This window comes from Liquorilactobacillus cacaonum DSM 21116 (assembly GCF_001436735.1).
GTDB classification, from domain to species: domain Bacteria; phylum Bacillota; class Bacilli; order Lactobacillales; family Lactobacillaceae; genus Liquorilactobacillus; species Liquorilactobacillus cacaonum.
On the sequence record NZ_AYZE01000014.1, the window covers coordinates 187,581 to 202,072 of the forward strand.

Below are 14,492 nucleotides of genomic sequence, written 5' to 3' on the forward strand. Positions count from 1 at the left end.
ATTTAAATGATAAAATGATGAAAAAAGAAACAATAGGATGTTTTATAAAAGCACAATTAGTATTTTAAATATGGTATAATTGTGTTTCAATAAGAAAAAAAGAAGGTTTTTCATATGGACGGATATAATGTTGCTGTTGTTGGTGCAACGGGTGCTGTGGGTACCCGGATGATTCAGATGCTAGAAGAGTCGGAATTACCCATTAAAAATGTTAAATATTTAGCTTCAAAAAGATCTGCTGGGAAAAAACTAAAATTTAAAGATGAGGACATAATTGTTGAAGAACTTGTCCCTGATTCTTTTGAAGGAATAGATTTGGCTCTTTTTTCGGCAGGCGGTGGTGTATCAAAAAGATTTGCTCCTGAGGCTGTTAGACGTGGGGCAGTTGTAGTTGATAATACTAGTGCATTTAGGATGGAACAGGGAGTTCCATTAGTTGTTCCAGAAGTTAATGAAGATGCTCTATATGAACACAAGGGGTTGATTGCTAATCCTAATTGTTCAACAATTCAAATGGTTGTTGCTTTAGAACCACTCCGCAAAATTTACGGATTAAAAAAAGTTATTGTTACTACAATGCAGGCAGTCTCTGGTGCAGGCAATAGAGCAATTCAAGAGTTACATGACGAGACAAAGGCTGTTTTGGAAGGGAAAGACTATGAACCACAAATTCTTCCAGTTTCTGGTGATAAAAAACATTATCAAATAGCATTTAATCCACTTGCTCAAATTGATGTTTTTGAAGAAGATGGCTATACGCACGAAGAATGGAAGATGATTCACGAAACAAAAAAAATTATGAATGATCAAGATATTCAAGTAACTGCCACTTGTGTTCGAGTGCCTGTTGCAGTTGCGCATTCAGAGACTGTTTGGTTTGAATTAGAGAAAAGTGGCGCAGATGTAGAAAAAATAAAAAAAATTTTAAAAACAGCACCTGGTGTTGTTCTAGAAGATGATCCTAAAAACCAAATCTACCCACAAGCTGTTAACGCGGAGGGAAAGAAGGAAACATTTGTAGGGAGAGTTAGAGCTGATGAAGAACAAGCTAATTCTTTCCATTTATATTGTGTTTCTGATAACTTGTTAAAGGGAGCTGCTTGGAATTCTGTTCAAATTGCAGAAAGGCTTCATGCGCTTGGTTTAATGCGAGTTCCAAATTAATTAGGGGTTGAAATAATGAAATTTGATGATGCTGAAATCATTACAGCCATGGTTACACCATTTGGTGATAATGGTCAAATAAACTATAAGAGTCTTAAAATTTTAATTGACGAGTTGTTAAGTTCTGGAACAAAAGGAATTCTTGTTTCAGGAACAACTGGTGAGGCACCTACATTGACAAAGCTTGAAAAAATCGAGTTAATCAAAAGAACTGTTGAGTTTGTTAATGGTAGGGTTCCAATAATTGCGGGTACCGGTTCTAATAATACAGCTCAAACAATTGAATTCACCAATGAAGTTTCACAGATAAAAGGTGTAGATGCAGCCTTAGTAGTAGTTCCATATTATAACAAGCCTAATCAAGATGGTATGATAGCACATTTTAGGGCAGTTGCAGATGCAAGTAAATTACCGATAGTTATGTATAACATTCCAGGTAGAACAGGTGTTACTATGGATGTGGAAACAATTGCTGTTTTGTCAAAAGAAAAAAATATTATTGGGATTAAGGATTGTACTGGAAATGTTAATTTGAGTCAGATTGTTGCAAAGACATCTTCTGATTTTTTGACATATACAGGTGAAGATGCAGATGCATTGGCTGCAAAGACTATTGGAGCTAAGGGCGTTATTTCGGTAGCATCACATATTTATGGCAACGAAATAGCTCGGATGTACTCCCTAGTGGATCAGGGGAATTATAAAGAAGCGGGAGCAGTGATGCGTGAACTAACACCTAATATTAAGGCAATATTTAGTGCACCTTCCCCAAGCCCGGTGAAAGCAATTCTTAATTACAAGGGAATTAGTGTCGGCGGATGTCGCCTTCCAATTTTAGAATTGTCAAAGGAACAAGAAAAACAATTAGTCAAGAAATTGCATATTTAAAAGAGAGGTGAAAGTATGAGTGATATAAAAATCATCCCACTCGGAGGAATACGTGAAAATGCTAAAAATATGTATGTCGTTGAAGTGAGTGATGAAATATTTATTTTGGATTGTGGGTTAAAATATCCAGAAAATGGATTGTTGGGTATTGATACAGTTATTCCTGATTTTAGTTATTTAAGAGAAAATGCACATAAAATTGTTGGAGTTTTTCTAACACACGGGCATGCCGATGCAATCGGTGCCTTACCGTATTTTCTAAGTGAATTTGATGTTCCTGTTTTTGGAACCGAGTTAACAATTGAATTAGCAAAAATAACGGTGCATGATGAAGAAAAAACTGAAAATTTTGAAGATTTCCATGTAATTGATGATAAAACAGAAATTGATTTTCAAAATGCTACGATTAGTTTTTTTAAAACCACGCATTCTATTCCGGAATCTTGTGGAATAGTTGTAAAGACTAATAAGGGAAGTATCGTATATACAGGTGATTTTAAGTTCGATCAGACCGCAACTAATGGATATTGTACAGATTTTGGTAGACTTGCTGAAATTGGAAAAAGTGGAGTTTTGGCTCTACTGAGTGATTCTGCAAATGCAGAAAATCCAAATGCCCCAGTTGCAGAGCATGAGATATTTGAATTTATCAATGAAAATTTTGAATATCACAAAGGTAGAATTGTAGTTGCTTGTGTGGCTTCAAATATTATGAGATTACAACAAGTTTTTGATGCTGCGGCACAAAACAATCGGAAAATAGTTTTAACAGGTCATGATGCTGAAGAAATTGTGAATACAGCATTGAGATTAGAAAAGTTACATTTGCCAAATGATGACTTATTAGTTTCATTTTCTTCTATTGAGAAGATTGCGGATGAAAATTTAATAATTCTTGAAACAGGTCGATCAGGTGAGCCCCTGAAATCCTTACAAAAAATGGCGTTAGGTAAACATAAAATGGTTTCTTTAAAAGAAGGAGATTTAGTTTTCATTACAACTACGCCATCACATGCAATGGAAACATCAGTTGCCAAAACAAGAAACATGATTTATCGAGCTGGCGCAGATGTTAAAGCTATCTCAGATGAGTTGAATTCATCAGGGCATGCAAGCAGAACTGATTTGCAGTTGATGATGAATTTACTTAAACCTAAGTATGTTATACCTGTGCAAGGTGAATATCGTTTATTAGCTGCAAATAGTAGATGCGCGCAAGAGATAGGCGTACAAAAAGACAATATCTTTATTACTTCAAAAGGCGATGTTATAGAGTACGATCATGATAAATTATTACTAGCGAGCTCTATTGAAGTTGGGAATACACTTATTGATGGAAGTGGTGTTGGTGATATTGGAAATATTGTTTTACGCGATCGAAAAATTCTATCTGAAGATGGAGTTTTTATTGCAGTTGTAACAATTGATAGGCGAAAGAAAAAAATTGTTGAAACACCTCAAATAACTTCAAGAGGGTTTGTATATGTGAAAACTTCTCGTGATATGATTGCTGAGAGTTCTGCAATTGTTGTAGATGTTGTTCAAAAAAATTTGGATAATAAAGAATTTGATTGGGGACATTTAAAACAAGATGTCCGTGACCAACTCAATCGTTTTTTGTATGAACATACTAAGAGACATCCTGTGATTTTACCAGTAATTATGGAAATAAATCAGCATAGACACTTTTCAAAGAAGAAATAATATGTGTCTAATCGGAATATTATCATTAATTTATTCAAGGTTATTGTTTAAATTTGTTTGAAAGGAATAATGATTGTCTAGGTCAGAGTATAATTTTTGACCTAGATTTCTTTTTATGGAGGTGATTTTAAATGAATGAGCAAGACTATCAAATTTTTTTTTCTGAAGGAATGAACTGTTTAGAAAAAAAAAATTATAGAAAAGCTCAGGACCTATTTTCAGAATGTTATCTTGAAAAAAAAAATTTCAGAACAAATTATTTTCTTTTTGAGGCTTGTTATAGGCAAAAGGATTTTAAGGAAGCATGTCGCTTGGCACAAGAATATCTGGTTGAATATATAAAAGATAACGAAAAATTAAAATCATTATTAGTAGCAACGGTTAAGTCAAAAAACGGTATTGGGGCTCATAAATTATATTTGAATATAAAGAATTATATGACTGTAAATGAAAAAAAATTTTTTTTGGATATTATAGTAAACGAAGAAAATAAAATAAGTAAGCTCGATTCGGAAAATTTAGCCAAGAAATTAAAATATTGTGGTCTACAAGAAACTTATTTACAAAAAAAGATACTTCAAGAAAGTTATGGATTGCCTTTGAAAATATTTAAGCGGGTTGCAAGGAAAATATTAAGTGATGAAAATGTTCATCAATTCATTAGAATTAGTATTTTAGATGATCTTAGAGAATTGGAAGATGAACAGGAAATAAATTATTTATCTATAGATAATCAAATCACTAAATTAATTCCAGCAAAGCTTCATGAATTTGAACAAACTTCAGTGTACGCTGCATTGAAACATGAAATTCTTTCAAGACAAAATGATGATGGTAATTTGTTAATTTGGAATGAAGTCAAACTTAAATTGAGATTATTATACCCATTTGAAGAATTAATTATTAGTGATGTTAGAAACTGGAGAAAAATATTTTTATTAGACAATTTTGAAGATACTTTGCCAAAAGACCAAGTTCTTGCAAAATCTTTAGAAGATATAATGGTAAGTTGGAATATTAAAAAAAATATGCCCTAATAGAATCTTATTTTGGAATAGGTATTTACAAACGCGTTGCGTATCTATATAATAGCTTAAGAATTCTTCTTTGCAAGGTACTAAAAGTCTTGGTATTTTTGCATAGAAGTAGTATAATAAAACTTAAAGGATTATCAGCAAACTAATATTTGTTGCGGATTTTTCTTGCAAAACTACAGGAGGTTCGTATTAATGGCAAAAGAACATTACGAAAGAACAAAACCCCATGTAAACATCGGTACAATTGGACACGTTGATCATGGGAAAACAACTTTAACTGCTGCAATTTCAAAGGTTTTAGCTGACAAAGGTTTGGCAGAACAACAAGATTTTGCAACAATCGATGCAGCTCCAGAGGAACGTGAACGTGGTATTACAATCAATACTGCACATATCGAGTATGAGACAGAAAAACGTCACTATGCTCATATTGATGCTCCAGGACATGCTGATTACGTTAAAAACATGATTACTGGTGCTGCTCAAATGGATGGTGCTATCCTTGTTGTTGCTGCAACAGATGGTCCTATGCCACAGACACGTGAACATATCTTGCTTGCACGTCAGGTTGGTGTTGAATACCTTATTGTATTCTTAAACAAGTGTGACTTGGTTGATGATGAAGAATTATTGGACTTAGTTGAAATGGAAGTTCGTGAATTATTAAGCGAATATGATTTCCCTGGTGATGATATTCCTGTTATCCGTGGTTCAGCACTTAAAGCACTTGAAGGCGATGCAGATGCTGTTGCTAAGATTGAAGAATTAATGGATACAGTTGATGAATATATCCCAACTCCAGTTCGTCCTACTGACAAACCATTCTTGATGCCTGTTGAAGATGTATTTACGATTACTGGTCGTGGTACTGTTGCTTCTGGTCGTATTGATCGTGGTATTGTTAAAGTCGGTGATGAAGTTGAAGTCGTTGGGTTGAGAGAAGAACCATTGAAGACAACAGTTACTGGTCTTGAAATGTTCCGTAAGACTCTTGATGAAGGTGAAGCTGGAGATAACATTGGTGCATTGCTTCGTGGTGTAAACCGTGATCAAATCGAACGTGGACAAGTTATTGCTGCTCCTGGTTCAATCAAGACTCATAAGAAATTCAAGGGTGAAGTTTATGTCTTGAGTAAAGAAGAAGGTGGACGTCATACTCCATTCTTCTCAAACTATCGTCCTCAATTCTACTTCCATACAACTGATGTTACAGGTGTTATTGAATTACCAGAAGGTGTAGAAATGGTTATGCCTGGTGATAACGTTACATTTACAGTTGAATTGATTGCTCCTGTTGCCATCGAAAAAGGTCTTAAATTCACAGTTCGTGAAGGTGGCCGTACTGTTGGTGCTGGTGTTGTTTCAGAAATTGACGATTAATTTCTATGAAAACTCGGATTATTCCGGGTTTTTTTTTTAGAAAAAAATAATATTCTAAATAAAGTACTATAATACAAAGGTTTTTTTAGTGTAATTGTTTACAATTTAATGTAACTAAGGTACACTAATTTAGTATGCAATTAGTAAATTGATTGTACAAAATTTTCGTGCGGAGGGAAAATAATGTCTGCAAAATGGGAAAAACAAGGTGAAAATACAGGAAAGTTAACTTTCGAAATTTCACAAGAAAAAATTAAAGAAGGCCTTAATGTTGCTTTCGACCGTGTTAAAAAAGATTTGAATGTACCTGGTTTTCGTAAAGGAAAAGTTCCTCGTCAGATTTTTAACAGAATGTATGGTGAGGAAGCTCTTTACCAAGAGGCATTAAATGTCTTATTACAAGATGCATATTCAGATGCTGTTGAGGAGACAAACATTAAACCTGTTGGTCAACCAAACGTTGATGTTGAAAGCTTGGAAAAAGGCCAACCATGGGTATTGACAGCTGAAGTTTCAGTTGAACCTGAAGTTGAACTTGGTGATTATAAAGGGCTTGAAGTAACTCCTCATTCAACTCGTGTATTAGTCAGTGATGTTGATGCTAAATTAGAAGAGTTAAGACAACAACAAGCAGAACTTGTTCTTAAAGAAGATGAAGCTGCACAAAATGGTGATACTGTAGTCATTGATTTTGAGGGTAAAGTTGATGGTGTTGCTTTTGATGGTGGTAAAGCAGAAAATCATTCACTTGAATTGGGATCAAATTCATTTATTCCAGGATTTGAAGATCAATTGGTTGGACATAAAACTGGGGAAGAAGTTGCAGTTACTGTAACGTTCCCAGAGGACTATCAAGCAGAAGATTTACAAAATAAAGAAGCTGTATTTGATGTTAAGATTCATGAAATCAAATCAAAACAACTTCCAGAATTAGATGATGATTTTGCTAAAGATGTTGATGAAGAAGTTGATACTTTAGAAGAATTAAAAGCCAAAATTAAAGATGAAATCAAAGAGCAAAAGGTTACTGATGCTAAGGCTAAGATTCAAGATGAGGCTATTGATATTGCAGTTGAAAATGCTAAAATCGGTAAAATACCAGCTGAAATGATTGAAGAAGACGTTCATCGTCAAATTGATCAATATATGGCTGGAATGCAACAACAAGGTATCGATGCTAAGATGTACTATAAAATTACAGGTACTTCTGAAGAAGATTTACACAAACAATTTGAAAAAGATTCTGAAAAACGTGTTAAAACTAATTTGGTTCTTGAAGCTATTGTTGCTAAAGAATCTATTGAGATTAGTGAAGCTGAAATTGAAAAAGAAGTTAAGAATTTGGCTGGGCAATATGGAATGGAAGAATCGGTTGTTCGTTCAGCATTGAGTGACGATATGTTAAAACATGATATTGCTGTCCGTAAAGTTGTTGAAGAAATTGCTGATTCAGCTAAACAAACTCGTGAGAAAAAAGAAACAGACGAAAAGTAAAGTGTCTGATTGAGAAAGAGCTGTGGCAAAACAAGTGTGTTTTGTTGCAGCTTTTTTGCTAAATTAATTTTTCGACAAGAATAAAGTATTTATGCAAGCTAAGTCATCGACAAATGAGATTAGCACGTATATAATAATTGGTTGATTAGAGAGACCTATAATTCTAGGACAAACTTTAGGGGGTTAAATATGTTTGAAAATACAGACAGTAACGGACCTGTAACATGTTCATTTTGTGGAAAATCGCAAGATCAAGTAAAGAAAATTGTTGCTGGACCAGGCGTTTATATTTGTAATGAATGTATTGATTTATGCAAAGAGATTATAGATGAAGAGTTTAGAGATCAAGTAGCTGAGGAACTGACAGATGTTCCCAAGCCTCGTGAAATAGTAGAGATTTTAAATCAATATGTTATTGGTCAAGACCAAGCGAAAAAGACTTTAGCTGTTGCTGTTTATAATCATTATAAACGCATTAATGCTACACTTGAGGATACGGAAAGTGAGACAGAATTACAGAAGAGTAATATTTGTTTGGTAGGACCTACAGGGTCAGGAAAGACTTTTTTGGCTCAAAGCTTAGCTAAAATTTTACAAGTTCCTTTTGCAATCGCTGATGCAACAACACTGACAGAAGCTGGATATGTTGGTGAAGATGTTGAAAACATTTTGTTGAAATTATTACAAAGTGCTGATTTTGATGTTGAACGCGCAGAGCGAGGCATTATTTATATTGATGAAATTGATAAAATAGCTAAAAAAAGTGAAAATGTTTCAATAACACGTGATGTTTCGGGTGAGGGTGTTCAGCAGGCTTTATTAAAAATTCTGGAGGGAACTATTGCTAATGTTCCACCTCAGGGAGGCCGAAAGCATCCACAACAAGAATTTATTCAAATTGATACAACTAATATTTTATTTATTGTTGGTGGGGCATTTGATGGAATCGAGACAATGGTTAAGAATCGACTTGGAGATAAAACTATTGGATTTGGTGTTGATTCGAAAAACATCTATAATGAACAAAAAAGTTTGATGCAGCAAATAATACCAGAGGATTTGCTGAAGTTTGGCTTAATTCCTGAGTTTATTGGCCGACTACCAATTTTATCTGCTTTGGAAAAACTTACAGAAGAAGATTTAGTTAGAATATTGACAGAGCCTAAAAATGCATTAGTAAAACAATATAGCAAGTTGCTTGAACTAGATGATGTAAAATTGAAATTTAAAAAAGATGCATTGAAAGAAATTGCTCATCTTGCGATAGAAAGAAATACAGGGGCTCGTGGGTTGCGTTCAATTGTTGAAAGTACAATGAGAGATGTAATGTATGAAATCCCAAGTAGAACAGATGTTTCTGAAGTTGTAGTTAATAAATTAAGTGTTGATGGAAATCAAATGCCAGAAATTATTTTAGATGACAAACAGGCTTCATAAATAATAAATTTAGAGACTGATGATTTGTTTTTCAAATTGTCGGTTTTTCTATTTATATAGATAGAAAATGGCGCAACGTCTTTATCTTTTGAGTTGTTTTTGGTAACATTAGAGAAGAAATAAAATGTGTAGGAGGTTTAATGATGAATAAACCACAAATTGGTGTAGTTGGAATGGCTGTAATGGGAAAAAACTTGGCTTTGAACATTGAAAGCCGTGGTTATAAAGTAGCGATTTATAATAGAACTGGTGCCAAAACAGAAAAAGTAGTAACTGATCATCCAAGTTTAAAACTTGTACCTAGTTACACTGTTGAAGATTTTGTTGACTCTCTTGAGACTCCAAGAAGAATTATTATGATGGTTAAGGCAGGAGCACCAACAGATGGACTAATTAAGCAACTTTTACCACATTTGAGTCAGGGTGATGTCTTGATAGATGGAGGAAATACATTTTTTGAGGACACTGTGCGTCGGAATGCAACTTTAGATGAATCTGGAATTAATTTTATTGGAATGGGTGTTTCTGGTGGTGAAAAGGGTGCACTTGAAGGTCCTTCGTTGATGCCAGGTGGACAGGTAGAAGCATATAAGCTTGTTGAACCAATTCTGAATAAGATTGCGGCTAAAGCTGAAGATGGGACACCTTGTGTAAGTTATATTGGGCCAAATGGAGCGGGTCACTATGTGAAGATGGTCCATAATGGTATCGAATATGGCGACATGGAGTTAATTGCTGAAAGCTATAATTTATTGCGAAACGTTCTTGGATTAGAAGTAAATGAAATTGCAAAAATTTTTAGTGATTGGAATAAAGGTGAACTGGATAGTTACTTAATGTCGATTACAGCTGAGATTTTAACGCGCGAGGATGATTTGGACACACAAAAACCAATTGTTGATGTTATCCTTGATAGAGCTGGTAATAAAGGGACAGGTAAATGGAGTTCTCAGAGTGCCTTAGAGTTGGGAGTACCACAGTCACTGATTACAGAGTCTGTATATGCCAGATATATCTCTGCCTTAAAAGATGAACGAGTTGTAGCCAGCGAAGTATTGAACGGCCCAGCTTTTGATAAAACAACGCTTGATAAAAAAGCATTAATTGAAAAAATCAGGGAAGCACTTTATTTTAGTAAAATTATGAGTTATGCTCAAGGTTTTGAACAAATGCGTGTTGCTTCTGATCACTATGATTGGGATCTTAAATATGATGAATTAGCAATGATTTGGCGTGAAGGATGTATAATAAGGGCTCGTTTTTTACAAAAGATTACAGATGCTTATAGAAAAGATAAAAAATTAAGCAATTTGATGCTAGATCCATATTTTAAAGAAATTACAGACAAGTATCAAGCTGCTGTACGTGAAGTTGCGTCGCTAGCAATTCAAGCTGGTGTTGCGGTACCGGCATTTACAGCTGCGATTACTTATTTTGATCAATATCGTTCAGCTAATTTACCTGCTAATATTATTCAAGCGCAACGTGATTATTTTGGAGCACATACCTACGAAAGAACTGATAGAGAAGGAATGTTCCATTATGAATGGTATCATGAGGAATAAGTATTTTAAGTATTAATATGGTATTTGAAAGTAAAAAGCGATAGATTTCAAATTTAAGTCTATCGATTTTTTGTGCGTTAAAATTAATTTTCAAAAAGTGCGAATTTAATGTTTTTGTGATAGATTAATAGTATATGAAAAATAAATTATAATTTCGTTATAATTTTTATTAGGAGAGTGAACTATGAATAAAATATTAATAATTGAAGATGAAAAAAACCTCGCGAGGTTTGTAGAATTAGAATTACAACATGAAGGATATGAAACGGAAGTTCATTATAATGGCCGAACAGGGTTGGAAGCAGCTTTAGCGAGTGATTGGGATGCAATTTTGCTTGATTTGATGTTACCTGAATTGAATGGCCTTGAGGTTTGTCGTCGTGTTAGACAAACTAAAAATACACCGATTATCATGATGACAGCTAGAGACTCTGTTATTGATAGAGTTTCTGGACTTGATCATGGGGCAGACGATTATATCGTAAAACCTTTTGCTATTGAAGAATTACTGGCACGATTGCGCGCTTTGCTTCGCAGAATTGATATTGAAAGCGAGCAAAATGCTTCAAAACAAACTAAGGTTACCTATCGTGATTTAACTATTGAAAAAGAAAATAGGGTAGTTCGTCGTGGAGATGAGATTATCGAACTCACTAAAAGGGAATATGAATTGTTACTTGCATTGATGGAAAATATAAATGTAGTGCTTGCCCGTGATGTGTTGCTTAAAAAGGTATGGGGCTATGAATCTCAAATTGAGACAAATGTCGTTGATGTATATATTCGTTACCTTCGTAATAAAATTGATCGACCAGAAGAAGAAAGTTATATTCAAACTGTTCGTGGCACAGGGTATGTGATGCGTTCGTGAAAAAAAAGAAAAGGGTACTTGTTGCAAAAAAAAGAGAGAAAAATAGATTTTCAATCAAGCTAAAATGGTCAATTGGTACAAGTATAGGTGTACTAGTTATCTTTGCTATTTTTGCAACCTTACTATTTCAGAGTTTTTCAAATTTAATGTTGCAGCAAGAAAAACAGTACGCAAGCGATGCAGTTGCAGTTGCCCAAAGCCGTTTATCATCCTCTGATGAGGAACTTACAAACCGGAGTGCTAAACGTGAATTGAGCTCCAATATTTCAACGGTTGAGCATGAAAAAAATCGTCCCTCCAGTTTATATGCAGATTCTGTGTTTGTAACTTTATCTCGAAAAAACATAGGGGTGGGTATCTATAATTTAAATGGTGAAAAAGTTTTTGCTTCTAGGTCTTTACCGGTTAATTTTAATATTAGTGATAATACGAATACTACGGATCTTCAAAAGTCAAAGGGTGTTAATGTATTAGTTATTCGTAAACCCGTAGTGTCTAAAAGTACACAAAAAGTGATTGGATATATCCAAGTTACTAATCGGTTGACTGATTACGATAATGCACGTGATAAATTAGGCTTAATATTTTTTGTATTTGGAATCACTGCAGCTTTGGCTAGTGCGATGCTAGGTTATGCATTATCGGCCTGGTTATTAAGACCGATTGATTTGATTAATGAGACGATTGATAAAATCAATAAAGAAGATGAAGATGATCCTATTGCTGACATTAGAGTTCCATTAGAGACACAAAAGAGGAATGATGAATTATCTGATTTGAGTCAGCTTTTTAATGATATGCTTGACCGAATGCAGAGATATATTGAACAACAACAACAATTTGTTGAAGATGTGTCACATGAATTAAGAACGCCAGTTGCGATTATTCAGGGACATATGGAGTTGTTGAATCGTTGGGGTAAAGATGATCCTGAAGTGTTAGCAGAGTCGATATCAGCTTCGCTACAAGAAATTAATCGAATGAAGAGTTTGGTTCAGGAGATGCTTGACTTGTCACGAGCAGAGCAAGTTGAGATACAATATGGTAAAGAAGTTGCTGATGTTCGTGAAATCGTATTACAAGTTTTTAATAATTTTAAAATGATTAAGCCGGATTTTGTTTTTTTGCTAGATGATGATTTGAATAGTAGAACACCAGTCAAAATTTATAGAAATCATTTAGAGCAAGTTTTGATCATTTTAATGGATAATGCGGTTAAATATTCAGAAAATCGAAAAGAAGTACATTTGTCTGTTTCACGAGATAAAAGGTATGTAAATATTGCGATACAAGATTTTGGTGAGGGAATTTCTAAGGAAAACATTCAAAAAGTATTCAATCGCTTTTACCGTGTTGATAAGGCAAGAAGTCGGGGCAAAGGCGGAAATGGGCTAGGACTTTCAATCGCACAACGTTTAATTGAAGGATATCATGGACAATTATCTGTTGAAAGTGTGATTGAGAGAGGGTCTGTTTTTAGAATATCTTTACCAACTGTTAAAGATGAAAAAATTGAAAATGTGGAATTAAAAAATTAACAGCTAAGATTTTAATGCGGTATCAACAATTTACTTTGATAAAATAAGCAAATAAGTTATAAAATATTTTAATGCAAGAACATCAAAAGATGTTCTTTTTTTTTTGCTTAATGTTATGTAATATAACATTCAAGAGGCCGATTGGAGGTAATTTTAGTTGGAAAAATTAGAAATTAGGAATGGAAAATTTAAAAATTTGTCTTTTAAAGAGCAAATTGTACATCTTCAGTCAGTTGCGAATCGTGCAAAAATATTATGGGGCTATCCGGAAGATGCTAATGCAACATTACTAAATTTTACAGAAAATGCAACGTTTAAATTAACTTCTAAGGGCATGCCTACAATGGTTATGAGAGTTCATCGCCTTGATTTTGCAACCATTAAGAGTATAAAAACTGAACTAACTTGGCTAGAATATCTTAGCGACAATACGAATCTCTCATTAGATACTCCACAACCTTCACTAAAGAATAATTATGTGGAAGAAATTGTTACATCAGAACTTGAAGAAAAACGTTTTGTAGATTGTTTTTCATATCAAAAAGGTAAATCACCTGTGGATTCAAGTGATGGTAATGATGATATTGGTAACTTGATAGCTAAGATTGAAAAAATACCGCTTAAAATAACTGTACCGGTTTTCAGATTTGCTGCTGTTTTACAACAAGCAACTTGTAAATGGAAAAAAACGGGCTTAAGTATAGAAGACAGAGCCTTGTACCAAAAAATTGGTAAAATTGCGGCAACAATGCATAAATTAGCGATACAGTGGAAAGAACCATCATTTTATGATCGGATGGAGTGGGATTTTAAAGGGACATTTGGGAAAGAATGGAACAACTTTTATGGTGTTTCTTATCGAAATCGTGATTGGCTTTCAGAAAGTGATATTGAAAGTATCGATGCAAGTGTGGAATTAATGAAAAAAAGGCTTGAAATATATGGAAAAGGTAAGGAAAGGTACGGAATGATACACAGTGATTTACGGACAGCAAACCTGTTACAAGACGGAGACCAACTAACTGTTCTAGATTTTGATGATTGTGGTAAAGGTTGGTATATGTATGATATTGCAAGTTCTGTTGCTTTGATGGAACATCGTGGTGATCTTTCAGAGGTTGTTAATGAACTTCTAAAAGGATATGAATCGATACGCACCATTGAGAATGAAGATAGACGTGAGGTTTGGACCTTTATAATGATGCGCCGGATTGGGATGTTACAGAGTTTATTATATAGATTAGGGGCTGTTATTCCTGGAAGTGGGGAAGCGGCGGAATTGACACCGGAAGTACTAGCTTTTTTTGCAAAGGGGACTGCAATTTTATCTAGAAAATATTTGATGGAATTCTCGCAAGAAGAAAATATAAATAGTACCCGTGATTATCAAACAATTAATTAACATCGGAGGAAT

General features: G+C 34.2%; 11 protein-coding genes. All 11 read left to right on the plus strand.

Annotated features, from left to right (window positions below; all coding sequences use genetic code 11):
* Nucleotides 1-114 precede the first annotated feature (114 nt).
* Nucleotides 115-1,164 (plus strand): aspartate-semialdehyde dehydrogenase, encoded by a 1,050-nt coding sequence (locus FC80_RS04780; protein ID WP_057828992.1) that lies wholly within the window; start codon nt 115-117, stop codon nt 1,162-1,164.
* Nucleotides 1,165-1,179: 15 nt separating this feature from the next.
* Nucleotides 1,180-2,052 (plus strand): 4-hydroxy-tetrahydrodipicolinate synthase, encoded by an 873-nt coding sequence (gene dapA / locus FC80_RS04785; protein WP_057828993.1) that lies wholly within the window; start codon nt 1,180-1,182, stop codon nt 2,050-2,052.
* Nucleotides 2,053-2,067: 15 nt separating this feature from the next.
* A complete protein-coding gene (locus FC80_RS04790) occupies nt 2,068-3,756 on the plus strand; it encodes a ribonuclease J (RefSeq protein ID WP_057828994.1) in 1,689 nt (562 codons plus the stop codon).
* 131 nt (nt 3,757-3,887) lie between these two features.
* Nucleotides 3,888-4,793: a hypothetical protein gene (locus tag FC80_RS04795; protein WP_057828995.1), complete on the plus strand. Its 906-nt coding sequence runs from the start codon at nt 3,888-3,890 to the stop codon at nt 4,791-4,793.
* A 192-nt stretch (nt 4,794-4,985) separates the two neighbouring features.
* Nucleotides 4,986-6,173 carry an elongation factor Tu gene (gene tuf, locus FC80_RS04800; RefSeq protein WP_057828996.1) on the plus strand — a complete coding sequence of 396 codons (1,188 nt, stop codon included), beginning with the start codon at nt 4,986-4,988 and terminating at the stop codon, nt 6,171-6,173.
* A 183-nt stretch (nt 6,174-6,356) separates the two neighbouring features.
* On the plus strand, nt 6,357-7,667 hold the full coding sequence (gene tig, locus FC80_RS04805) for a trigger factor (RefSeq protein ID WP_057828997.1): 1,311 nt from the start codon (nt 6,357-6,359) through the stop codon (nt 7,665-7,667).
* Nucleotides 7,668-7,856: 189 nt separating this feature from the next.
* Entirely contained in the window at nt 7,857-9,104 is a 1,248-nt protein-coding gene (clpX, locus tag FC80_RS04810) for an ATP-dependent Clp protease ATP-binding subunit ClpX (RefSeq protein ID WP_057828998.1), read from the plus strand.
* 143 nt (nt 9,105-9,247) lie between these two features.
* The gene (gndA, locus tag FC80_RS04815) at nt 9,248-10,669 is read left to right on the plus strand and encodes an NADP-dependent phosphogluconate dehydrogenase (protein ID WP_057828999.1); all 1,422 of its coding nucleotides are present in this window, start codon (nt 9,248-9,250) and stop codon (nt 10,667-10,669) included.
* Nucleotides 10,670-10,853: 184 nt separating this feature from the next.
* On the plus strand, nt 10,854-11,540 hold the full coding sequence (locus FC80_RS04820; protein WP_057829000.1) for a response regulator transcription factor: 687 nt from the start codon (nt 10,854-10,856) through the stop codon (nt 11,538-11,540).
* Entirely contained in the window at nt 11,537-13,078 is a 1,542-nt protein-coding gene (locus tag FC80_RS04825) for a HAMP domain-containing sensor histidine kinase (protein ID WP_057829001.1), read from the plus strand. The genes FC80_RS04820 and FC80_RS04825 overlap by 4 nt, the downstream gene beginning before the upstream one ends.
* Before the next feature lie 157 nt (nt 13,079-13,235).
* Entirely contained in the window at nt 13,236-14,480 is a 1,245-nt protein-coding gene (locus FC80_RS04830; protein WP_057829002.1) for a phosphotransferase enzyme family protein, read from the plus strand.
* Nucleotides 14,481-14,492: the final 12 nt, after the last annotated feature.

Excerpts from the sequence above, each read along its gene's own strand:
- gndA (WP_057828999.1), top strand. The coding sequence starts at position 9,248 with ATGAATAAACCACAAATTGGTGTAGTTGGAATGGCTGTAATGGGAAAA.
- clpX (WP_057828998.1), top strand. The coding sequence starts at position 7,857 with ATGTTTGAAAATACAGACAGTAACGGACCTGTAACATGTTCATTTTGT.
- FC80_RS04790 (WP_057828994.1), top strand. The coding sequence starts at position 2,068 with ATGAGTGATATAAAAATCATCCCACTCGGAGGAATACGTGAAAATGCT.
- FC80_RS04820 (WP_057829000.1), top strand. The coding sequence starts at position 10,854 with ATGAATAAAATATTAATAATTGAAGATGAAAAAAACCTCGCGAGGTTT.
- tig (WP_057828997.1), top strand. The coding sequence starts at position 6,357 with ATGTCTGCAAAATGGGAAAAACAAGGTGAAAATACAGGAAAGTTAACT.
- tuf (WP_057828996.1), top strand. The coding sequence starts at position 4,986 with ATGGCAAAAGAACATTACGAAAGAACAAAACCCCATGTAAACATCGGT.
- FC80_RS04795 (WP_057828995.1), top strand. The coding sequence starts at position 3,888 with ATGAATGAGCAAGACTATCAAATTTTTTTTTCTGAAGGAATGAACTGT.
- FC80_RS04780 (WP_057828992.1), top strand. The coding sequence starts at position 115 with ATGGACGGATATAATGTTGCTGTTGTTGGTGCAACGGGTGCTGTGGGT.
- dapA (WP_057828993.1), top strand. The coding sequence starts at position 1,180 with ATGAAATTTGATGATGCTGAAATCATTACAGCCATGGTTACACCATTT.